The sequence below is a fragment of the Ruminobacter amylophilus genome (assembly GCF_900115655.1).
Lineage (GTDB): Bacteria > Pseudomonadota > Gammaproteobacteria > Enterobacterales > Succinivibrionaceae > Ruminobacter > Ruminobacter amylophilus.
The window spans coordinates 1-24055 of record NZ_FOXF01000013.1; the positions used below are offsets into that span (position 1 = coordinate 1).

21 protein-coding genes are annotated in these 24055 nt (G+C 40.9%); 15 read left to right on the forward strand and 6 right to left on the reverse strand.

The annotated features are described in order from the left end of the window. Positions 1-241: 241 nt before the first annotated feature. From BMY80_RS04940 to recG, 4 genes are all read left to right on the forward strand, one after another. Complete coding sequence (locus BMY80_RS04940; protein ID WP_093141476.1) at positions 242-907, forward strand: hypothetical protein; 666 nt, start codon at positions 242-244, stop codon at positions 905-907. A 22-nt stretch (positions 908-929) separates the two neighbouring features. Beyond that, complete coding sequence (locus tag BMY80_RS04945; protein ID WP_245730047.1) at positions 930-2897, forward strand: aminopeptidase P family protein; 1968 nt, start codon at positions 930-932, stop codon at positions 2895-2897. 3 nt (positions 2898-2900) lie between these two features. Then, positions 2901-4271, forward strand: a complete 1371-nt coding sequence (gene pssA, locus BMY80_RS04950) for a CDP-diacylglycerol--serine O-phosphatidyltransferase (RefSeq protein WP_093141477.1) — start codon at positions 2901-2903, stop codon at positions 4269-4271. A gap of 96 nt (positions 4272-4367) precedes the next feature. Further along, the gene (recG, locus tag BMY80_RS04955; protein WP_093141480.1) at positions 4368-6422 is read left to right on the forward strand and encodes an ATP-dependent DNA helicase RecG; all 2055 of its coding nucleotides are present in this window, start codon (positions 4368-4370) and stop codon (positions 6420-6422) included. A gap of 62 nt (positions 6423-6484) precedes the next feature. On the opposite strand, the gene BMY80_RS04960 is transcribed toward recG, so the two are convergent. Continuing rightward, complete coding sequence (locus BMY80_RS04960) at positions 6485-7456, reverse strand: YihY family inner membrane protein (RefSeq protein ID WP_093141483.1); 972 nt, start codon at positions 7454-7456, stop codon at positions 6485-6487. 289 nt (positions 7457-7745) lie between these two features. Then, positions 7746-8741 (reverse strand): D-alanine--D-alanine ligase, encoded by a 996-nt coding sequence (locus BMY80_RS04965; RefSeq protein ID WP_093141485.1) that lies wholly within the window; start codon positions 8739-8741, stop codon positions 7746-7748. Between the two features lie 196 nt (positions 8742-8937). On the opposite strand from BMY80_RS04965, the gene BMY80_RS04970 reads away from it, so the two are divergent. The 3 genes from BMY80_RS04970 to BMY80_RS12370 all read left to right on the forward strand — a co-directional run bounded on the left by BMY80_RS04970 (position 8938) and on the right by BMY80_RS12370 (position 11167). Continuing rightward, positions 8938-9645: a hypothetical protein gene (locus BMY80_RS04970; protein ID WP_031578477.1), complete on the forward strand. Its 708-nt coding sequence runs from the start codon at positions 8938-8940 to the stop codon at positions 9643-9645. Positions 9646-9745: 100 nt separating this feature from the next. After that, positions 9746-10297, forward strand: coding sequence for a transposase (locus BMY80_RS12365; protein WP_218140317.1), 552 nt, complete (start codon positions 9746-9748; stop codon positions 10295-10297). 42 nt (positions 10298-10339) lie between these two features. Then, entirely contained in the window at positions 10340-11167 is an 828-nt protein-coding gene (locus BMY80_RS12370) for an IS3 family transposase (RefSeq protein ID WP_218140318.1), read from the forward strand. A 126-nt stretch (positions 11168-11293) separates the two neighbouring features. On the opposite strand, the gene trxA is transcribed toward BMY80_RS12370, so the two are convergent. Further along, positions 11294-11620, reverse strand: coding sequence for a thioredoxin (trxA, locus tag BMY80_RS04980; protein WP_031578476.1), 327 nt, complete (start codon positions 11618-11620; stop codon positions 11294-11296). A 497-nt stretch (positions 11621-12117) separates the two neighbouring features. On the opposite strand from trxA, the gene gppA reads away from it, so the two are divergent. From gppA to BMY80_RS05000, 4 genes are read left to right on the forward strand one after another with little or no spacing between them, the layout of a single operon-like run. Next, positions 12118-13617 carry a guanosine-5'-triphosphate,3'-diphosphate diphosphatase gene (gene gppA, locus BMY80_RS04985; RefSeq protein ID WP_093141489.1) on the forward strand — a complete coding sequence of 500 codons (1500 nt, stop codon included), beginning with the start codon at positions 12118-12120 and terminating at the stop codon, positions 13615-13617. A gap of 1 nt (position 13618) precedes the next feature. Continuing rightward, complete coding sequence (gene crcB / locus BMY80_RS04990) at positions 13619-14005, forward strand: fluoride efflux transporter CrcB (protein WP_245730049.1); 387 nt, start codon at positions 13619-13621, stop codon at positions 14003-14005. Positions 14006-14056: 51 nt separating this feature from the next. Beyond that, positions 14057-16873, forward strand: a complete 2817-nt coding sequence (polA, locus tag BMY80_RS04995) for a DNA polymerase I (RefSeq protein ID WP_093141492.1) — start codon at positions 14057-14059, stop codon at positions 16871-16873. A 2-nt stretch (positions 16874-16875) separates the two neighbouring features. After that, positions 16876-17364: a hypothetical protein gene (locus tag BMY80_RS05000; RefSeq protein ID WP_093141494.1), complete on the forward strand. Its 489-nt coding sequence runs from the start codon at positions 16876-16878 to the stop codon at positions 17362-17364. An 82-nt stretch (positions 17365-17446) separates the two neighbouring features. On the opposite strand, the gene BMY80_RS05005 is transcribed toward BMY80_RS05000, so the two are convergent. The 3 genes from BMY80_RS05005 to BMY80_RS05015 form a co-directional block, all read right to left on the reverse strand. Beyond that, positions 17447-18187 carry a UDP-2,3-diacylglucosamine diphosphatase gene (locus BMY80_RS05005; RefSeq protein ID WP_281242271.1) on the reverse strand — a complete coding sequence of 247 codons (741 nt, stop codon included), beginning with the start codon at positions 18185-18187 and terminating at the stop codon, positions 17447-17449. 4 nt (positions 18188-18191) lie between these two features. Further along, the gene (locus BMY80_RS05010) at positions 18192-18689 is read right to left on the reverse strand and encodes a peptidylprolyl isomerase (RefSeq protein WP_037318529.1); all 498 of its coding nucleotides are present in this window, start codon (positions 18687-18689) and stop codon (positions 18192-18194) included. A 252-nt stretch (positions 18690-18941) separates the two neighbouring features. Beyond that, a complete protein-coding gene (locus BMY80_RS05015) occupies positions 18942-19259 on the reverse strand; it encodes a hypothetical protein (RefSeq protein WP_143066453.1) in 318 nt (105 codons plus the stop codon). A gap of 13 nt (positions 19260-19272) precedes the next feature. Here BMY80_RS05015 and BMY80_RS05020 point away from each other — a divergent pair, with 13 nt between their 5' ends. The 4 genes from BMY80_RS05020 to tssC all read left to right on the forward strand — a co-directional run bounded on the left by BMY80_RS05020 (position 19273) and on the right by tssC (position 23725). Continuing rightward, a complete protein-coding gene (locus BMY80_RS05020; protein WP_093141502.1) occupies positions 19273-20124 on the forward strand; it encodes an FAD-dependent oxidoreductase in 852 nt (283 codons plus the stop codon). A 431-nt stretch (positions 20125-20555) separates the two neighbouring features. Further along, complete coding sequence (gene tssA / locus BMY80_RS05025) at positions 20556-21623, forward strand: type VI secretion system protein TssA (protein ID WP_093141504.1); 1068 nt, start codon at positions 20556-20558, stop codon at positions 21621-21623. Positions 21624-21704: 81 nt separating this feature from the next. Further along, positions 21705-22223, forward strand: coding sequence for a type VI secretion system contractile sheath small subunit (tssB, locus tag BMY80_RS05030; protein ID WP_093141507.1), 519 nt, complete (start codon positions 21705-21707; stop codon positions 22221-22223). A gap of 11 nt (positions 22224-22234) precedes the next feature. Further along, positions 22235-23725, forward strand: a complete 1491-nt coding sequence (tssC, locus tag BMY80_RS05035) for a type VI secretion system contractile sheath large subunit (protein ID WP_093141509.1) — start codon at positions 22235-22237, stop codon at positions 23723-23725. Positions 23726-24055 lie beyond the last annotated feature (330 nt).

A 24055-nucleotide genomic window follows, 5' to 3' on the forward strand; every position in this document is an offset into this window, starting at 1 on the left:
AGACAAATAGAATTCGCGGCGAACCATTGACCTGAGGTATCCAATCCACGTATAACAGAGTGGCCAATGCCGTGCTTACACTGAGGAAAATGTCTTGCCTAAATTTCTGCTTGACAAAGGTCGTTTCATAACAGTTATACAGCGTTTTTGTCTTTTTACTTTGCAATATTCCCGTTTTTTTGAGAATATTTCAAATAGAACTAAAAACACACAAATAAATCACAATCCTTAGGAAAAGAAAATGTACAAAAAAATACATCTGTATGCCATTGCCTTCATCGGCCTGATTATTACATTCTGTACCATATACAATATTTTTAACAACAATCATATTCTTGATGCGGGCAATCTTTTTCTTCTTCTGCTATACGTGTGTTTCGCCGGAGCATATGTGCTTATTTACCAGAGATTTCACTTCAGATTCAAATATTCATGGATTGCAGGTCTAGTGTCATATCTTCTGACAGTACTGTTTGCCGGCCTGGCCGTATATAACCATTCATGGAGCGAATACGGACTGTTCTATCAGATACCGCTTGTTCTTGCTCTAACTTTAACTCATATATGTTTTGTTAATTTTTCCAGTGCAAAAGGTTTATTTTACACTCTGATATCGGGACTGCTTAAATTCCTTGCCGTGGGCACCGCTGCTATAATAATTGTTCTTCTGTTCATGGGAGATTCAACTGCTGCAGACTTCTTGCAAAAACTGGCAGCATCTCTATTTATTATGCTGTTATTCGGTGATTTTATGGTTTTCTATGTTAATTATTTCTACAGCCCCGAAAATGATAACTATAATGTTCTTACTCTGTACAAATCGTACAGAGAAAATGTGTATGCCGATAAATACGGCAGGCTTTATCACGTAGAAGCAGAAGACGTACCTGCAGACAAACAGAATTAATAAAGCGGAGGATTAACTCTGTATGAATGAATATCAGAATTTCCAGTCAATGGACAACAATGAAACCTACGAGACCGACTCAACTCATTTAAGTCGTCTGGATCGACTCAGAAAGACTATGCAGCATATGAATCTCGACGCTCTTATTATTACCAGAACTGATGAGCACTTAAGCGAATATCTTTCTCCCGACAAGGAACGACTCGCCTATATTTCAGGTTTTACCGGATCTGCCGGAACAGCAGTGATTCTGGAAAATGAACATCTGATAGACAGACTCAAGAATAAAACCGTAAAAAATGCGGGGAACACTGACATCACACTGAAAAATCCAGCCGCTATATTTGTTGACGGAAGATACACAATTCAGGCAAGAGTCCAGACCAGCGAAACACTGTTTGACGTTTTTCATTTTACAAATGTCAGACTTGAAGACTGGCTTATAGCAACTTTAGGAAATACGGCCCGCATAGGCATAGATCCAAAATGCATCAGTTACAACCGCTATTCAGCCATTAAATACGCTCTGAGTCCTTATCAACTTGAACTGATATTCACTGAAACCAATCTTATTGATGAAATTTGGACAGACAAACCTCAGGTACAGCCTTCCCCCGCACTGATATTCGAAGATCACTACAATGGCAACCCTAGCATTGAAAAAAGACACCTCATTGCTCAGAAACTGAAAGAAAAAAACATCGATGTCACCATTATCTCCAGCAGCGAATCGGTAAACTGGCTGTTAAACATTAGAGGCCGGGATGTTCCGAATCTTCCTATAGTAAACTGTTTCGCAGCAGTATACAGTTGCGAGGAAATCGAGTGGTTCGTTGATTTAAGAAAAATTCCTGAAGATAAAATATCAGATTTTCAGCATCATTTCGGTAATATAACCTACATGGAAGAGAATAAGCTTGAAGATCTTATAAATAGACTGGCCAAGCATAAATATTCTGTTTACATTGACGAAACATCCACTAACGCATGGATTATTGAAAAGCTCAAAAAAAGCAATATTCCACTGACCTTCGGACAGGATTTGTGTGAATACCCAAAAGCCTGCAAAAATCCCACCGAACTCAAGGGCATGAGAAACTGCCATCACAAGGATGCCGTAGCCATGTGCAGATTTTTGGCATGGCTCGACCACCTTACTGAAAATCTTATAAACGGGGAGCTCAAACCTCAGGCAGAAGAACTTGTCAAATCTCACAATGAAGCTACTTTGAGTGATCAGCTGTTTAAATTCCGTTCTGAACAAGACGGCTTTATTGAAACCAGCTTTGATACAATTTCCGCATTGGGTCCTAATGCCGCCATCATACATTACAACCATGTAAACCTTAACAGACCTAGGGCTTTAGGTAAGGATCCTTTATATCTTGTGGACAGTGGAGGACAGTATAACGAAGGTACTACTGATATTACCAGAACGGTTCTCGTAGGACCGGGACTTACCGAAGAGATGAAAGAGCGTTTCACTCTTGTACTCAAGGGAATGATAGCCCTGCATCTTGTAAAATTTCCGAAAGGTACTTTTGGTGGAGCATTGGACGTGCTTGCACGTGCACCATTATGGCAGAACGGTCTGAACTATGACCACGGAACAGGACATGGTGTCGGTCACTGCCTTAATGTTCACGAAGGACCTCAGGCCATTTCATACAGATATGGACAGACTCCGCTGGCCCCGGGAATGGTTACATCAGTAGAACCGGGGTATTACAAAGAAAATGAATACGGTATTCGTTGTGAAAACCTCTGTGTTGTAGAGACTGTACATGACACCCAAAATCAAACAGAGATGCTTGCATTTTTACCTATTACTTATGTACCATTTGACATCAGACTGATTAAAAAAGATTTACTGACGGATGATGAAAGAATATGGCTGAACAACTATCATCTTAAAATCAGGGAAATTGTCAGAGAACATCTGAGTGACATGGAAATAAACTGGTTACTTAAAGCTACGGCGGCGATTTAATAAATGAAAATTATAAACACTCTGCACGGTCTGTTCGGCAGTGCGAAACATAAAATCGAAAATTTATCCAAGATTGCGGTAAATGCGGACGCATACAATATTCTTGAGGATCCGAAAGTCTTCCGTGAGCGTTTGCTGACCAATATCAGAAATGCAAAATCCCGCATCTGCATATGTGCGCTTTACTGGCAGAATGATGAAATGGGTCAGGAAATAATGCAGGCCGTAAATGAAGCCGTAAATAAAAATCCTAAATTATATGTTCGCATTTACGTGGATTTTCACAGAGCTCAGAGAGGTCTTGTGGGCAAGACAAATCAGGTCGTAAACAGTGACTGGTACCATGAACTTGCCAAGAAACAGTTAATTCATCCTATCATCTACGGCGTACCTGTAAAACGCAGGGAAATTTTCGGCGTTTTTCATCTTAAGGGTTTTGTTATTGACGATACTGTTCTGTATAGCGGAGCCAGCATAAACAACGTCTATCTGCACAGACTGGACAAATATCGTATTGATCGTTACCACGAGATAAATTCACGTGAACTGGCCGATTCACTGTTCTATTACTGCGTTGATGTTTTCCACAGACACAATGCCGTTCAGGATTTTGCTCAGGATTCAATTCCAACATCAAAAGAACTTAATCTTGAAATCAAGAAGCAGCGTCGGGAACTGAGTACTGAAAGGTACAAAATCAACGACATGGAAATCGGAAGCCGACAAGTCGGTGTAACTCCGCTGGTCGGTCTTGGAAAGAAAAACAACATTCTCAATACTTCAATAATAAATCTTATTGAAGCTGCAACAGAAGACATAACCATCTGCACTCCTTATTTCAATTTTCCAAGTCAGGTATTGAAAGCCGTAAACAGAGCCCTGACAAAAGGTGTAACCATCACAATCATAGTAGGAGACAAAGAAGCTAATGACTTCTTTATTCATGAAGGAGAACCTTATAACAAGGTAGGAGCAGTTCCTTACATCTATGAAATGAATCTCCGTGATTTCGTGAATACACATACAGGGTACATCAATGATGACAAGCTCAGAATCAGACTATGGAAAGACGGACTGAACACATATCACGTCAAGGGGATATCAGTAGATAACAGATACCATCTCATTACCGGAAACAACCTTAATCCTCGTGCATGGAGACTTGATTTGGAAAACGGGCTGCTGGTTGACGACGAACATCACCTTCTACTTGAAAAAATTACTCACGAACGCAATTATCTTTTAAGCAAAACCACTCCAATAACAACGCCGACGGAACTTCAGACAATAGACGATTATCCGGAAGACTATCGCAAAATTATCCTGAAAGTTAGAAATTTCGGGGCACAGTGGTTATTACGAAAGCTGCTCTAGTTCATTTCCAAATACTTTATTGATGCAGAACCTTAGTGGTTCTGCCTGTCAGAGCAGCCATATACACATTGTTATACACAGACATAACGGTTACATATGGATATATCAGCTATTTCTATTGATGAACTGAAAGGCATTACAACCAAACAGGTATCAGCCTTGAATAAAATAGGCATCTTTACCGTTATGGATCTTCTGTTGCACCTTCCATATTCATATCTGGATCGAACCAAATTTACCGCGATAGATGAGCTTCCGGTTGATTCTTATGCCAGTGTCAGAGCAAAAATAATTTCCAGAACAACCGGCAGAAACAACATGCTCATTCTTACACTTTCCGATGACACCGGAGTTCTACGAGTTACTCTGTTTAACTGTCCAATATTTATAAACAGAGAACTGAAAACGGGAAACATTCTTATATGCCATGGTAAAGTAAGCATTTTCAATAACAGTCTGCAGATGACCAATCCAGAACTGAATCTAAAGGATTCCGAACTGCCTAAACACTACACACCTATATACAGACTGACCAAAGGAATCAAAATGCAGTCTATGCGAAATCTTGTGCAGAAAGCGTTAAACGAACTGGATAATATAGATGTCTGTGAAGAACTGATACCTCCTGAATTAAATCATACCGGTCTGACATTTAAGGAGGCTCTACAACTTGTGCATGCCCCTAAAATAGGCTCGTCTCTTTCCGAACTGTCATTATTCAATTCTCCTCAACAGCAGAGAATTATCTGTGAAGAACTGATATCCCAATACATAACTGTGCTTAAACTTAAGGAAAGCAACAGATTTCTCAATGGAATTCCTTTAAAACCTGTTGATAACCTGATAAAGAAATTTTTATCAACATTACAGTTCAGTCCAACAAATGCTCAAATCAGAGTTTTTAATGAGATCAGCAGGGATCTTGCAGAAGCCCAGCCGATGAACCGACTGGTACAGGGAGACGTGGGTTGCGGTAAAACACTTGTAGCCGTTATGGCCTCCCTGCAGGCTGTAGGCAACGGCATTCAGGCAGCAATCATGGCTCCAACCGAAATTCTTGCTGAACAGCATTTTGTAAACATCCAGAATTTTTTAGAACCTCTCGGATTAGAAACAGCAATACTTACCGGAAGTCAGAAAAAGGCAGAAAAAAACAAACAGCTTGAACTGATTAAAAGTGGTAAGGCATCCGTTATTGTCGGTACTCACGCCATTTTTCAGGAACAGGTTAATTTTCACAGCCTCGGACTGATAATAATAGATGAACAGCACCGGTTTGGTGTCGAACAGCGAATGAAACTCCGAAGCAAGTGCAGCATAGAAAATAAAGTTCCCCACATGCTGGCCATGACCGCCACACCTATTCCCAGAACACTGGCACAGACCATATATGCAGACATGCATGTATCCGTTATTGACGAATTACCTAAAGGTCGTAAACCTATTACTACCATCATGATCCCGGAAACAAGAAGAGATGAAATTATTGAAAGAATAGGTGTGAACTGTGCTGATAAAAAACAGGCATACTGGGTCTGCAGTCTTGTTAATGAATCTGAGGTTCTGGAATCTCAGGATGCGATTAATGCCTGTGAATATCTTACAAAAAAGCTCCCGAATCTGAAAATCGGCCTGGTTCACGGTCAAATGAAATCTGCAGACAAAGATTCCATTATGCGTGATTTCAAAAAAGGAAATATCGATGTACTTGTAGCCACTTCAGTTATTGAAGTAGGTGTTGACGTTCCAAATGCCTTCCTAATTGTTATAGAAAATGCTGAAAGATACGGACTGGCCCAGCTGCATCAGCTTCGAGGACGAGTAGGACGAGGACAGCTTGATTCATTCTGCTGTCTTATGTACTCAGACAAAATTAACAGCATAGGAATGGAACGCCTATCTACTCTTAAAAACAGTAATGACGGCTTTGTCATAGCCCAGAAGGATTTGGAAATCAGAGGACCGGGAGATCTGCTGGGAACAAGACAGACAGGAGAAATATCCTACCGCGTGGCTGATGCCATACGTGATTATCAGTCTATGGATAAATGTACAGAAATAGCCACGGAAATTTACCACAAACACAAAGACCTGACGCAAAAGCTGACGAAACGCTGGTTCCCAAACAGTGAAATCGTGAGTGTAATGTAGCTTCCACAAAAAAAAGCATACTATATTTTGGAGTATGCTTTTTCATTATCTAGTGATATTTTCTACTGCTTCTCATTTTGAAGCTGGAGTTTGTATTGCTTGTAACTAGACAAAGAAGCGGAAATTTCTGCTCCAAGCAGAACAATATACCAGTTGATATATGTCCATACCATCAGTAAAGGAAGTGCTGCTACGGCTCCGTATATCAGTGTATAACTGGTAAAATTCATAATGTAGTAGGTAAAAAACTGCCTCAGTAATTCCTGCACAAGAGCAGCAAATAAAGCACCTATTACTGCATGAGTAAAATTTACTTTAGTACACGGAACAGCCGTGAACAATAAAGTAAAAACCACAAAGGTTAAAAAACATGGAAGCATCTTCATCCCCAAGGTATTCAGCCATATTGCAGCAGAACTCTGCCCCAGATAATTGGATGCCAGAATAGAAGAAGAAACAACAATAGAAGCTCCCAGCAGAATAGGTCCCAACGTCAGCACGGTCCAATAGACTGAAAAAGTGGTTACCCTGGATCTGTTCAGCTTAACATGCCAGATTCTGTTAAGAGTGATATCAATTCGTCTAATCAACGCAAGAGCGATAAATATCAGCGTTATAACACCTACTGCCGTGGTTTTGGATGCATTTGAGACAAAAGAATCTATGTTCTCTTTTAATACCCCTCCTACCTGAGGCATCATATTGTTAAGAATATAATTCATCATTTCATCACGATAAGTAGTGAAACTTGGAGAAAGTGAGAAAACACTTAAAAGAACGGCCAGAACCGGAATGAGCGACATTATGGTAGTATAAGAAAGAGATGAAGCCAGAACATCTATTTCATCATCAGCTATTCTTTTGGATAAAAAGAATAGATAGGAGAGCTTTTTCTTCAGAAATTGATAAAAAGTAACAGCCTTCTGCTTCAATGAAGACTTTTTCTTATTCTGCTGTCCACCTTCCTGTACGTGAGCAGAGACTGTTTCAGGCTGTTCGCGCTTTTCAGAAGTCGTTATCTCTTGTTCAGTCATTTTTCCCCACCAAAATGCAAATACAACACTGAAGAAACTGCAACTTTATTCTTTATGTCCTCAAAACAAAGATCAGTAAAAATAAAGACGCTTACTTCATTATAGACAAAAAAAATCTCTCAATACCTGCAATTCCTCTCTAATCTGAAATTTAATCATCTAAAACCTGAATATAGGTTTTACAACGCACCTGAAATAGAAATACTGAATTCCATGTCTAACCAAACTGAAAAACCCCATGTAATAAGACATTACATGGGGTCTCTTATGACATATCAGTCCCACTCTGTTATTTTCCCTTTACAGCATTGACTACTGCGCTGTGCAGGAACTGAGTCATCTTTTCCCCGTGATTTTCCAGCATCTTAGGGAACATTGATATAGGAGTCATTCCTGGGAAGGTATTGATTTCATTTAACAAAATCTGATCTTCACCAACAAGGAAAAAGTCAATTCTGGATAAATCCTTTAATTTAAGAACCTTGAAAGCTCTGGCAGCATATTCTCGAATCTTTGCTTTGAGATTATCAGGAATGTTGGCCTCCACCATGGTGGTTGACTTTGAAGTACTGTTGTACTTTTCTTCAAAGGTATAGAAATCATTATCCGGGGTAACAATCTCCCCGGGATTGGTCACTACCAGCCTGCCTTCATATTCGTATGTGGCGACTTCAAGTTCACGCGGTTTTACAGCCTGTTCAAGCAGAACATCTTCACTGTATCCAAAAGCCTTTCTGATATACTCATCAAGTGAGGCTTCATCTGAAACCTTGTAACAGCCAACAGAAGATCCCTGAGAAGCAGCCTTAACAAAAACAGCTCCATACTGTCTGAAGAAATCATGAGCCTTTCTCAGATTCTCTTCATTATCTGAATCAATAAAACTGAAAGGTGTATTAGGAATGCCTATTGCACTTAGCCATAACTTTGTGCTTACCTTGTTAAAACATAGCTTGCTTGCTTCTGAACCGCATCCAAGATAAGGAAGATTCATGATTTCAAACAGTGACTGAATATCTCCGGTTTCACCGGGAACACCGTGAATGCATGGAATCACGTAATCAATATGATACGAAGAATCTTTGAAAGACAGCTCATGTTTATAATTTATACTACACTGATTACCTGACTCATCAACCCACTCGTTTTTGTGAATAACTACTTTTATTACATTAAATTCAGGAAATGTATTTAACTGCTGCTCAATATATGAGGCACTCACAAGAGATATTTCGTGTTCAGATCCGTCTCCGCCGCACAGGAGGAGAATATTGTATTGTTCCATGATTATGATTCCGTTGTTTAAGCATCCTTTGCTTATTATAAATACGCGATAATTATACTTTCATGTAATTATCGTTACAATCTGAAAAACCTAATGAACATCGATAATTTGACGACGAACAGCACAAATTTTTCGTTTTTTTAACCATTACTGATAAAATAAACCAAGTTTGAATTTTGTTGGATATGAACTGAAAATGAATTTAAGCAAAATTGTCGCATATGCAGTAATATCAGCTGTTATCACCACCGGTTGCGTTACCGTTACAGCTGACGGAAGAAAAATTAATGACAATAATGAGGTAGCTACAAATAATACCTCCAAAGAACTGTCACTTATGCTGAATACGTTAAAAGGTGATTATCTCAAGCTGAATACTCAAAAAACCAACAGGATTGTACAGGAAATTACTGATGGCAACCTGGATACCATAAAAATGGTTATGGATAACCCGAATGATTATGAACCACCTGTACTTTTTGCTTATGCTGATCAGGTATATAAATCCGGACATTATGACACGGCAATGTTCTGGTTCTACACGGCACAGCTCAGAGCCCGTTCCGATGCGAATAAATCTCTGGATAAATCAGTGCAGGAAGGTGTTACACGTTTAAGTTCTGTCTACAGCCAGACAATCGGTGTATACGCACTGGAACATCCCAATGAACTTGAATCAACCATGAAAAAAGTTTTGGAATGGGATGCCATCACCGAAAGAAACTACGATCCAAAATGGGTTGCGATTTTAGGCAACGAAGCCAAAATAAGTGATACCATTCGATTCTGCGAGCCTGAAAAATATAAATCCATAAATCAGGAAGTAAGACGCGGCTGGAAGATAGGTTTTGATGCAGCATTAAAAAAAATACGTGAAAGCAAGCTTGAAACACCGGATAATTAACCGAAGTTTCAACAAACACAACAGCTTCTTTTCTCAAATAAAAACATCCTGAAATATGTAATGCCCCCTGTAAGTTGGACAAACTTGCGGGGGCATTTTTATGAAGTTTACATACAAAGATAAAGTCGAGATGTATCGACTTTGGAAAGAAGAACACTACAGTTCAAGAAGACTTGCAGCACAATTTCAATGCAATCGAACCGTAGCGACCTACATAGTAAAGCTGATTGATATTCATGGAATATCTGTAGTTCAGAAAAAGAAAAATAGGGAGTATTCAGCAGAATTTAAGGAAGAAGCAATCCGGAGAGTTTTGATACAACATGAAAGTATAAAACAAGTTTCGTTGTCTCTAGCGATTCCGATCAAAGGTACATTGTCATTATGGATTAAGTCTTACATAGAAAACGGTTATAATGTCATCGAAAGAAAGCGAGGGTGTTATGGCCAAAAAGAATCAGCGGAAGACAGAATCATCAGAAGAGCTGATGAAGAAGATACAGGAGCTTCAGAAGCAGAACATGAAGCTATTGATAGAGAACGAATACTTAAAAAAATTAGACGCCTTAATTTCGGAAAGAGAAAAACGAGAGCAGAAGAAATAGCTCATGCTATCACTGAGTTAAGGCGGGAACTGAAATGCTCTCTGTGATTCATACTGGCAGTCATCAACGGTACGCCGGATGTTCCTCATATGACTCGTTCTGATTATTACTACACGATAAATAAAATTGACAAGGACGAAAAGAATCAGGAACTTACAGAAAAGATCAAGGCAATATATGCTGAACATAAGGAGCGCTACGGCTATCGTCGTATCACTATGGAACTGGCTCGCCGCGGTGTCTGTGCAAATCATAAGAAAGTTCAGCGCCTGATGCAGAAATATAAGCTTAAGGGTATTACTCCCAGAGCGAAGTATAAGTCATACAAAGGCGATTTCAACGGCACCGTTAAGAATCTGCTTCTTAACAAGGTGGTAGACACTAAAAAACATAAAACGTACTATACCAGGAATTTCTGTACTACAGCCGTGAATCAGAAATGGACCACTGATGTATCTGAATTTCACATCGCGGCCGGAAAGCTTTATCTGTCTCCGATCATGGATATGCACAATGCTGAAATCGTGTCTTTCAATATTTCAAAATCACCGAATTTCACTCAGACAATGGATATGTTGAATCAGGCGTTTCAAAAACATCAGAAGCTTGAAGGGCTTATCCTTCATTCAGATCAAGGCTGGCAATACCAGATGACTCCGTATCATTCAATGCTCAGAGAAAAAGGTATCATTCAGTCAATGTCTCGCAAGGGAAACTGCTATGACAACGGTATTATGGAAAATTTCTTTGGAAAGATGAAAAACGAGATGTTTTATGGACATGAATACGAGTTTAGCACACTGGATGAACTTAAAGACGCAATGGTGAAGTATATCCATTACTATAACAATAATAGAATACAGGAAAAACTAAAAGGCCGAACTCCTTGTGAGGTAAGGAATTCAGCCTTAGAATAAGCATAAGTTTTATTTGTTCAACTTATGGGGGTCACTCCAATATTGAAAATCAGGATGTTTACAATCTACACAGACAAAATCGTCATCCACAGAAGAACTGCCCCGCGGATATGTCAAGGCAATATCTTAAGCTGTTGCCTGCTCAATAAACTCTTTCATTTTCTGCTTGTTCAGGGCACCGACCTGTTTTGCAACAAGCTCACCATTCTTAAACACCAGTAATGTAGGAATATTTCTCACTCCGTACTGCGCAGCAAAATCTCTGCTCTGATCCACATTAACCTTAACAAAGGATACGTCGCTCATTTCCCCTGCCAAATCCTCAATAACAGGACCAACCATCTTACATGGTCCGCACCATGGAGCCCAGAAATCAACAAGCACAGGTTTTTTGCTGAACAGCACCTGTTCTTCAAATAAAGCATCATCAATTTCTTTTACTAAATCACTCATTTATATCTCCTTATAATTATTAAAAACCAGAGATCCCATTGGCATAACAGAAACCAGCCAAAGAATATTACGACTTGTTATAACCAACTTTATAGCGATGCACTTACCCAACTGACACATAAACAGAATTCCGGCCGGCATACATCTGGAAACATTTCAAGCCCTCAATATAACATATTGACAGCTTATTTTTTGTTAAATTCCCCCAAAAAAGATTATTTCTCCTTTTTGTGAACTTATGCCAAGAAACTAAAGTGAATAAAAAAATAATCCACACAGAGCATCACTATATTAATCCAGTAACTGACATTTTTACCTGAATATTGAAACCAATGCAATAATTTGTGATAAAAAGCTAATGAAAAATCCATTTAAACACAAGCCGATACATATAATGTATACTGTAAATAACTTTCAATCATATACTAAGATCTGACCTTCTTTCACTCTCATTCAAAAGTCAGACTGGAAAAAAGCAGAATTTAAGGAATACGGATATGCCAGGTTCTTCTCCTTTATATGCAGCAATAGATTTGGGATCAAACAGCTTCCACATGCTGGTTGTCAGAAATGTCTCCGGCGCAATCAGAGCTGTTTCCAGAGTTAAACGCAAAGTTAAACTGGCTCAGGGGCTCGATGAAAACAATATTCTTTCTGACGAAGCAATCCAAAGGGGGCTCGACTGCATCCGTCTTTTCTCAGAACAGCTAAAAGATATCCCGGAACAGAATATCCGAATCGTGGCCACTGCGACATTGCGTCTTGCGAAGAATGCATCCGTTTTTATTGAAAAGGCGGAAAAAATACTGGAACACAGCATTGAGATCATTTCAGGAGAAGAAGAAGCCAGAACAATCTACCACGGAGTCGTCAGCACCTCCAGTGCATCAGGTAACGTACTCGTTATTGATATCGGCGGGGCATCAACGGAACTTATCATAGGTCAAGGGCTTAATGTAAAGGTTCTCCACAGTACTCAAATGGGGTGTGTAACCTGGTTAAACAATTTCTTCACCGATGATGAAATCACCGAAGATAAGTACGATAAAGCCATTGAAGCGGCAATAGAGATATTATCTCCTCTGGCTGATGAATACCTGAGGGAAGGATTTGCAACATGTGTCGGGGCATCCGGCACAATTCAGTCACTTCAGGAAATTATGATATCCAACGGCGAAAGTGAAGTGGTAACACTCGAAAAGCTTATTCATCTGAAGGAAATGACCCTTGAATACGGAGCTTTTTCCAAACTTAACATTGCCGGCTTATCTGCTGAAAGACTGACTGTTTTCCCTTCAGGATTATCAATTTTAATTGCCATTTTCAGAATACTTGATATCAAGGGAATGACTTTGGCCGGAGGAGCTCTGCGTGAAGGTGTTATCTACAGGATGCTGGGAGATTACGCTCCGAGAAATATCAGGACCAAAACCGTAGACAGCCTGATTACCAGATATCAGATTGACAGAGAACAGGCTGAAAGAGTAACGAAGGTATCATTATTTGCTTTTGACAATCTCAAGGAAGCTTGGCAACTTAACGACCCTTCGGCAAGACCTGTTTTAAAATGGGCATCAATGCTGTACGAAATAGGCCTGTGCATCGAATATAAAAAAGCCCCGAAACATGCATCTTACATAATCGATAACATTGAAATGCCTGGTTTCACCAATGCACAGAAACATCTTCTCAGCGCTCTTCTGCTTAATGAAAGAGATGCCTTTAAACTTGAAGCCCTAAAAAAACAGAGTGCCGTATCTTATGAAGAAGCATGTGCTCTGGCAAGAATATTGCGTCTGGCCATTATAATATGTGTTCGTCGCAGTCCTGATGCCATTGACGGAGAGATCAGTTTTAACATGCCTGAATACGGCAGACTTGAGCTTGTCACTACTAAAGACTGGCTGGACAATCATTACCTGAGAGCCACCCTGCTGAAAGAAGAATGTCAGAGGCAGCAGGAACTTGGCTGGTCAATGACAATCAGAGAAAAATAATATGCAGATTCAACCCATACTCCTGGTAGCTGCCGGCGGGGCAATAGGAGCCGTATGCAGGTACTTGACCACAAGTGCTATCACTTCATTTTTCGGAAAAGAATTTCCCTATGGAACAATAACAGTAAATATCATAGGCTCCTTTCTGATTGGACTGCTTACCTCCGTACTCAGTCAAAACTATTTGGAACCACAGCTGAAGCTTCTTTTGATTACCGGGCTGTTGGGTGGATTTACGACTTTCTCGACATTTTCTCTCGATACAGTTAATCTAATTCATGCATCTGATTACATCAAATTATTCCTTTACATTGCCGGAAGTATTGTATTGGGAGTCGGCGCGGCCGTTACCGGTCTGCTTATCGGAGAAGCCATAAAAGCTCATTAGTTTTCACAGAAAAAAATATCAACACATTAAATTACTGAAATAGGATTTTACATGGCCACAAATTCACAGTTAGTACTCATTGACGGTAATAACTTTCTGTACCGTGCCTACTACAGCACGGCCCGTTCCGGTCTGACCAACAGTAAAGGCGAACCTACCGGAGCCACAAAGGTTTACATCAGCATGATTCAGAAACTGGAAAAATCATACCCCAATGCACTCATTGCGGTAGTATTCGATTCTCATGGTCCATGTTTCAGACATGAATTGTTTCCCGATTATAAAGGAACGAGAAAACCAATGCCTGACGACCTCCGAGCCCAGGTAGATACCATAAAAAAAATAATTACAGCCATGGGAATTCCTTTGATTTCCGTACCTTGTGTTGAAGCTGACGATGTTCTCGGAACATATGCAAAACTAGGTTCAGAATCAGGAATGGATGTATTCCTTGCAACAGGAGACAAAGATCTTGCGGCAATGGTTAACGAACATGTATTCATTGTAAACACCATGGACGACACTGTTATGGATCGTGACGGTGTAATAGCAAAATTCGGGGTTCCGCCTGAGCTTATCAGTGATTATTTGGCACTCAAGGGAGACACTGCCGATAACATTCCAGGAATGACCGGCATAGGTGATAAATCAGCAACTGCACTGTTAAATTCCATTGGCTCAATTGAAAAAATTGCAGCCAACCTTGATGAGGTAAAAAATCTTAATTTCCGCGGCTCAAAAACATTTGCGGAAAACTTCATTAAACAACAGGAAAACGTCAGACTGTCCAAAATACTCACAACAATTAAGACAGATGTGGACGTACCGCTGAAACCGTCAGAACTTGTAAGACAGAAAACCGATCACAAAACGTTGCTGGAAATATACACAGCTTGTGAATTCACTAAATTAATCGCCACCGAAAAAGCATGCATCGCCAATGAAGCCAACGGAGATCTGTTTTCCACTCAGCAGGAAAGCACAAACAGTGAAGACGCCGTTACTGACAATCACAGTTCAGAAAACATCAATTTGTCTCAAAAGAAACATATCCGTGTAACCGTAAGCAGCGAAAATACACTGAAAATGCTTATAGCAGAGCTGAAAATCAGTGATTCCCCTGTTCTTTATCCTTTAAGAACTTGGATTAACGCAGTAAATTCCTGTTTAACAGGGCTTGCAATAAGGACAATTAATTGCGACTTCTACATACCACTGGGACACACATATTTAGGAGCTCCGGCTCAGCTTGAATACTCAGAGGTGTTCTCGGCTTTATCTCCAGTCATCAACAACGGACAGAAGGAAATAATCTCATACGACATCAAAGATCTGATGCATACTTTGGATAAGTATGGTATTGAAATAACAATGCCATATCAGGATATAATGAATGAACTCCACAGCTTTAATTCGGCAGCAGATACGGATTTATCCAAAGCATCAGAAATCTTCTTAGGCCAAAGTCTTGATGACGAACAGGAATTATGTTCTGTAGCCGTACCATCAGGCAAAAGAAAACAGAAAATCCTTCTGGCAGAAGTAGAGGTTGAAAGAGCAGCTGAATTTGCGTTCAAACACCTTGAGGCAATACAGAACCTTCATCAGATCATAGGTCAAAAATTAAATGAAATGCCTGAAAACAAACAGGCTTATCTCGTTCAGGAATTACCACTGATAAAAGTTCTTTACAAAATGGAAAACAATGGTTTTTATCTGGATAACAACGAGTTTTCAAAACAGAGCTTATCCCTTAATCAGAAACTGAGGGAAGTTAAAGACAATATACTCATGCTGGCAGGAGAGGATTTCAACATCAACTCAACCAAGGAAGTATCATACATTCTGTATGATAAACTCGGTATCGACTGTCCCAAAAAAACTCCTACAGGTCAGCCATCAACATCAGAAGAAACTCTTTCTCTAATTGCCGAGAACTATGAAATAGCCAGACTTATCCTTAATTACAGAGCTCTGGCAAAACTTATCAACACCTACGTTGACAAACTTCCTGCTCTGGTTGATGCATCCACCGGAAGAATTCACGGCTTGTTCCATCAAACAGGAACATCAACAGGTAGATTATCTTCAAGCGATCCAAATTTACAGAACATTCCGGTAAGAACACCGGAAGGAAGAGCCGTTCGAGCAGGTTTTGCAGCAAAGCCTGGATACAAAATCGTAGCCGCTGACTATTCACAGATTGAATTACGCCTTATGGCTCATATCGCCAACGAGCATAACATGATCAGATCATTCAATGCTCATGAAGATATTCACAGATCAACAGCAGCTCAGATTCATAATATCAGCTTAGATGATGTTACTTCCGATATGAGACGTTCAGCCAAAGCTATTAATTTCGGACTGATTTACGGTATGAACCGTTTCGGTCTGGCTAAACAACTCAATATTTCCAACGATGTTGCCAAAAACTACATAGATAATTATTTCGCCAAATACCCTGGAGTAAAAACATATATGGCCGAAATCAAAAAATCGGTTCATGAAAATGGATATGTTTCAACCATAAGCGGAAGAAAGCTGAATTTTGATGCCATACATACCGCGTCAAAAATGGCACTTTCCGGGATAGAAAGAGCAGCAATAAATGCACCAATGCAGGGAAGCGCGGCTGAAATTATCAAATCAGCAATGATCCGGATAGATGAATGGATGAGCAAACTCCCGGATGACAACATAAAAATGCTTTTACAGGTTCATGACGAATTAATTTTTGAAGTTAAAGCAGAATTTGTAGAAGAATATAGCAGAATTATTTCAGAAATCATGTCTTCCGTGATAAAACTTGAAATACCTCTTGAAGTCAGCGTTGGAGTGGGACAAAACTGGAGCGAGGCACACTGATTATGATAAAGAATTTATTATTTACTCTTTTTATGTGCGGTATGACATCTACCGCAATGGCAGTTGATCTGACCGCCACAAAAGATCTGGAAGATGTATCAGAGGCTCTGATGTACATGCCTTTAATCGAAAGAATGGACGATATCAGAGCAGAGATATTCCTTAGCAATACTCCTGATGCACTGGCTAAGAACTCCAACGATATGATGAAGCTAAAAAAGGTGTCTCTTGATGAAGATAAACTGGAAGTAGTTTACGATTTTGAAGTCATCATACCAAAGGAAATGAAAACAGAATCCATAATTAGTGATTATGCACAGGATATAAAGAAAATCACAACAGAAGAAGACTGTTCATCAATGAACTTTTATCACGCTGATGTAGCCAATCACTATATTATAAAAACAGCTGACACAGGCAACGTTATTGCGGACTATGTGACTTCCTATGGTTTCTGCAGAAATAAAGTACGGATTCCGTATGCACACTAAACTTTTATTCTGATTAACAAAATATAAAAGGCATTTCCGATGGAAATGCCTTTTGAATAATAATTATATGATTAGGGTAAAATTAGAAATTCCTTTTTTCAATGGTTATTGAAGGTCTATTTTCAGGATTAACCTTATCATACTCAATCTTTATATAAGAAAATCCTCTCTGATTCCAATCGCCTGTATCCATAATAAGATACTGATTATCAATCATAACTTCTTCAGCATTATGGGTATGCCCGTGGATTAACACATCTGCTCTGATTTTTTTCATAAGCTTAACAGCCTTGTCAGTATTTATCATCCGCTTAACAAAATTGGCAGCAGCAAAATTACGTATGCTCCTGTCACGCATGTTCATGGCGATTTCCGCCCGATAACTGTACGAGGTGCACACATTAAAAAGCCACTGCATAAAACCGCAACGGCTAAACCACCTGAAGAAACGATATCCCAGTGATTCATCACAGAGTTCATCACCGTGAACCATGGCAATTACGGAACCATTAATCTCCACTCTGCTGATATCTTTAAGAAGCTGAATTTTAAAATAACTGGCATCTCTGTTATTAAGCAGAAAATCTCGATTTCCATGGATAAAATACACCTTGCCACCTCTGGAAATTATGGATGAATTAATTTCCCTGACAGCAGCATGCACCTTATCATCAGGATTTATACCGACATAATAATTAAAAAGATCCCCTAGAATGTACAGTTCATCCTCAACCGAAATCTCGTCAGCGAAAGCCCTGAATTTATCGAGTAATTCAGGAGTATCCACTGACAAGTGGAGATCTGCAATAACAAAGACTCTCACTATTTTACTTGGCCACTACTTCGTTAATTACGATATCCTCTACAGGAACGTCGCCGTAAGGTCTGAACTTATTGGTTGTTTTTACTGATTCAATCTTATCAACAACATCAAAACCATCAACAACCTTACCGAAAACGCAGTAACCCCAACCATGAAGATCTTTACCTGAATGATTAAGAAAATCATTATCCTTGGTGTTAATAAAGAACTGAGAGGTAGCTGAATGAGGATCCATGGTTCTTGCCATTGCAATGGTATACTTATCATTCTTTAAACCATTATCAGCCTCATTTTCTATCGGAGCTCTACGGGAAGCCTTATCCTTTAAACCTGCTGTAAGTCCTCCTCCCTGGATCATAAAACCCTTGATTACACGATGAAAAATAGTTCCTTCGTAGTAACCATCAGCAACATATTTTAAGAAATTATCTACGGTTACAGGAGCTTTTTCCGGATTTAATTCAAGAGTGATATCACCGACATTTGTTTTAATAATTACCATTGACATACGACAAAACCTTAAAAAAAACAAAAACAAAGCTGCAAACAGGCACAGCCATTTAACTGTCATGCATTATACCACAACAGAAATAATGACTTACTCAACTTTCCCACATGATTTTGAGTGGAAAAACATAGCGCAACCTTAATCCATGCGGTTTAGGTGTTTTTTAAAAACATGTATTGATTCGCTTTATGTACAGCTTGTTTGTGACAAAAAATCAAAAAATTTGATCTGATTTATACTTTCATATCACTCTTGCTTTATGCCGTTATAACCGGCATTTTTAATTCCCTTTGTTACCATGTTTCTCTTAGTATAGAAAGGCATAACCTCAGCCTTATCAGGCATTTTCCATATAAAAGCCTTTTTGGTGGCTCTGTTTCCTCCAGCGTTGTTTCTTTTGATATCAAGGGTCTTGTGTCTTCTGTAGAAATCAGCGATTATTCTGTTTCGCTTTTCCATTATTTCGCTACCCTTACCTTCAAAACATAATGCCGGCGTAACGTAGCATATACCACTGTGGCGATGCTCTTTATTATACCAGTCGTAGTAGCCCTTACACCACACACGGGCATGTTCGATGACAAGATTAAATGTTAAGACGGTAATATTCGGGAAGGGAGATATCGGTCACCTTACAGATCCGAAGGTTGCGGCCTCCGCACTGAATGCCATAAAGGAACGCGTGTTCATCGTGCCTTACGGTCGATTCACCACCATGGAACAGACCGATGATTCCGTCGTAATATACTACCTTGACGAAACAGATCACGAATGCTACCTGAAGGTGGACTATGTTCTCTGTGCTACCGGAAGAATACCGAATCTGGATGAGCTGCAGCTTGAAACTGCCGGCATTCAGCTTAACTCCCTCAATCAGGCATACTGTGACGAGGAAACTCTTCGGACCAGCGTTCCGCACATTTTTATTGCGGGTGACACCACCTCATCCACGAGAAGCAACCTGCAGAAGGCCCTGTACCAGGGAAAGATTGCGGGAGCAAATGCCGCAACATATCCTAGACTGTATCAGACCTGCAACATGCCGCATCAGGACATAACCTTCACGGATCCGGAAATCACCGTTACCGGTCTGTCATTTGAGGAAGTAAAGCAGCGTGCAAGAACAGGACATAAATTCATACTTGGTGAAAGCTCAACTGCAGACAACACCACTTCCGTGATAAAGGGATACAGACACGGTCTGGTTCATGTATACTTTGATCGTGAAACCCAGCTGCTTCTGGGTGCGGAAATCTGCGCTCCTTATGCACAGCAGATGTCGCAGTTCATTTACGGAGCCCTGTACAACAGACAGACTCTGGATGACCTCATAGGATACAACTTCTACCACCCATCCGCTTTTGAAATGCTCACGGAAGCCTTTGAGGATGCAAAGAAGAGTTTTAAGTTGCTGGGGCCCGTAGCCTAGATCGTATCATCTTCCCGCCTCATCTTTTCTCCGCAGGCCGGCTAACCTCCATGCTCAAAATGGATTTAAATAATAAAACGGTCACAATGACTGACCGTTTTATGCTGCCGTACTGCCTCATTCCCCTGCATCCGCACGCTCTGGCTGACACTCCCGGCGGTGTCAGTAGGTTTTACCGAAAAAGCGTTCCTTTCTCATAATCATCAAAGAATCCACAGCTCCGCAACCCACGGCCCGGCAACAATCACGACTTCCCCATAACCTTTTAAAAACATCACACTTCTCACTTTTGAATAATATTTATTTTCTGTTTTTTGAAATGAGAAACATGTCACTAATACCCGTATGATTTCGTGTAACATGTAAATTGGCCTTATAAGTGAACGGCCAACAGAATCAATACACTTAGCAATATTTTAAAGAAACGGAAAATGGATTTACCAAGCACAGAATCCCTGCTTACCCCTCTTCCCGATAATGACACCGGCGAGAATCTGGAATACGATTCCGCGTATCTGCAGATGGAAGAACTTGCTCTTGCCGTTCCGCCAACTGAAATCGGCGACAGCGTAAGCGAAGGAAAAGAACCTGACTACAGGTCTCTCATAAAGAACACCATTGAGCTCTGGAATAGAACCAGGGATCTGCGTGTTGCGGCTTATCACACCCTGGCCGCCTTCTGTCTTAACGGACTTGAAGGCATGAAGCAGGGCCTTTCAATGATAAATTATCTGTGCGGTTCTTTATGGGATAAATGCTATCCCGAACTGGATCCTGACGATGACAACGATCCTACCGAAAGAATCAACATTCTGAGCATGCTCTCCCCAAAGACAGGAAGCTACAACGACCCTATTGATTTCATCGGTCAGTTCCGCAGACACAGAATATGCGACGAACTGCCCTACACCCTGAGAGACGTTCTCATTGCTCAGGGGATTATCACGGCGGAAGCAAAAACTGATTTTTCACTGATGGTGTCCGAATTCAGAAACCTACCGCGTGACATTATTGCACAGAAATCCGCACTGCTTGGTGAAATAAAAGAGCTCCTTGAAAACATCAGAAACAGCATTAACACCAAAACTGGAGACTCTGCACTGCTTAACTTCGAAGCCCTTGATCGGGAAATCGGGCACATGAACAGGTTTCTTGACACCCTGCTCCCTGAAGAAAATACCGCAAATGAAGATACTGCAGTTCCCGTCACGGCAGACACGTCCCAGCAGGGAAATGCCGGAGCATCCAAGACGGCATGCGGGGTAACGAATCTCAGTACCGTCATCATTACTAACAGAAATGATGCTCTGATGATGGTAAAGAAAAGCGCCGAATATTTCCGCAAAGCTGAACCTTCAAGCCCGTTGCCGTACCTTCTGGACAGGGTCCTGAAAATGTCCGACATGAATTTTATCGAGATTCTCACTGAAATCGACAAGGGAGCACTCGAAAAGGTTCGTGAACAGCTTGGAGTTCCAGAGCAGAATCAGGAATATTAATACGGGATTATCAAAAACGTTTTTAAAAATTGTTACCAGTAGTTCATTCACGATGAACAGTAGAACGAGGAGATTTTAACAATGGCAATTACAAATTCTCAAAAGTTTGTGGGCAAGAACCGCGCCCCTCGCGTTCAGGTTGAATATGATGTCGAACTCTACGGCTCAGAGAAAAAGGTAAACCTTCCTTTCGTAATGGGAGTCATGTCAGATCTTTCCGGAAAACCGGCAGAACCGCTTCCAAACGTGGAAGAACGAAACTTTCAGGAATTCAACGCCGAGAACTTTGATGACCGTTTAAAGAGCATCAAGCCGAGAGTGGCTTTCTCAGTACCCAACACCCTTACCGGTGAAGGCAACATTGCCGTGGACATTACCTTTGAAAGCATGGATGACTTCTCTCCGGACAAGGTAGCCGAAAAGGTAGAAGGACTCAAGCAGCTTCTCGAAGCCCGCAAACAGCTTTCCAACCTCTTAAGCTACATGGACGGCAAGACCGGTGCGGAGGAACTCATTGCCAAGCTTCTGAAGGATCCCGCACTGCTTCAGGCACTTGCCAAGGAAGCAAAACCGGCAGACGAAGAAAACAAGGCTGAATAAGGAGGAAAAACATGAGCGAAGTTGAAAAATCAGCAGAACAGGGACAGGCTGCTTCAGGTATTGAATTTTCTGAATTTGACCAGCTTCTTGAACAGGAATTCAAGCCAAAGTCAGCAGAAGCCAAGACCGCAGTGCAGAGTGCCGTACAGACCCTTGTCGGTCAGGCTCTCGAGAATGCCAATATCGTCAGTGACGATGCAATCAAGACAATTGAAAGCATCATCACCGAGCTGGATAAGAAGCTCAGCACCCAGGTTAACGAAATCATTCACCACAAGGATTTCACCAGTATGGAAAGTGCGTGGAGAGGCGTATCCTATCTTGTCAACAATACAAACACCAACGAATCAATGAAGATTCGCGTGATGAACATCAGCAAGAAAGAACTGCTCAAGACCCTGAAAAAATTCAAGGGCACCTCCTGGGATCAGAGCCCTATCTTCAAAAAGATCTATGAAGACGAATACGGCACCGCCGGCGGTGAACCTTTCGGTGCACTCATCGGTGACTACTACTTCAACCAGACCGGTCCGGACATTGAACTGTTAAAGGGGATCTCCCAGATCGCCGCCGCTGCCCATGCTCCCTTCATCAGCGCCGCAGATCCTTCAATCATGAACCTTGACAGCTGGCAGGATCTTTCAAAGCCCCGTGACATCAGCAAGGTGTTCTCGACCCCTGAATACGCGGCATGGAGATCATTCAGAGAATCTGATGACAGCCGTTATGTTGTTCTGACACTTCCACGCGTACTTTCACGTGCTCCTTACGGTGAAACAACCAATCCGGTTGAAGGCTTCAACTACAACGAAGACACCAACCTCGGAGATTCACAGAACTATAACTGGATGAATGCCGCATATGCAATGGGCGTCAACATCAACCGTTCGTTTACCGACTACGGCTGGTGTGCACACATCCGCGGCGTTGAGTCCGGCGGTGTTGTTGAATCACTTCCTACCCACACATTCCCTACCGATGACGGCGGCATGATTATGAAGTGCCCTACCGAAATCGCAATTACGGATCGTCGCGAAGCCGAACTGTCAAAGAACGGTTTCCTGCCTCTGTGTTACTGGAAGAACACCGACTATGCGGTATTCCTCGGTGGCCAGACCGTGAACAAGCCACAGGAATATGACAACCCGGACGCAACCGCGAACGCAAATCTGTCGGCAAGACTTCCTTATATTTTTGCCACCTCACGCTTTGCCCACTACCTCAAGTGCATCGTAAGAGACAAGATTGGCTCATTCAAGGAACGAGCCGACATGGAACAATGGCTGTCCAACTGGATTTCAAACTACGTAACATCCGATCCTAACGCTTCCGAAGAGGTAAAAGCCAAATACCCTCTTGCCGAAGCCAAGGTTGTGGTTGAAGACGTGGAAGGTAATCCGGGATACTACAATGCCAAATTCTATTTAAGACCGCACTACCAGCTTGAAGGTCTCACCACATCATTGAGACTTACCACCAAGATCCCTAGTGCAGGCAAATAGGTCATAGTCCTGCATCACGCCATGTGATAATTGCGCGAAGCTGACATATGCTTCGCGCAATTTATTTTTAAGGTAAAGCTCCCCTCCCCCCGTTTTCCATGAAATTATTTCATTCCGTTTCAAAAAGTCCTTCAACAGGAACTCAATTTGGGACAGTCACCCTCAAAAAGATGCTCTTTCATGACGATTTTTATCCAGTCATAATCTACCTGAAACCGTTGAAAAATAAGCATGTTAAGCTATTTTATTTATACTGATTTTTCGGTTAAGAATCATACCAACTTTTCACCGTTTAATAACTAAATACAAAATATTGAAACGGCTTCACAA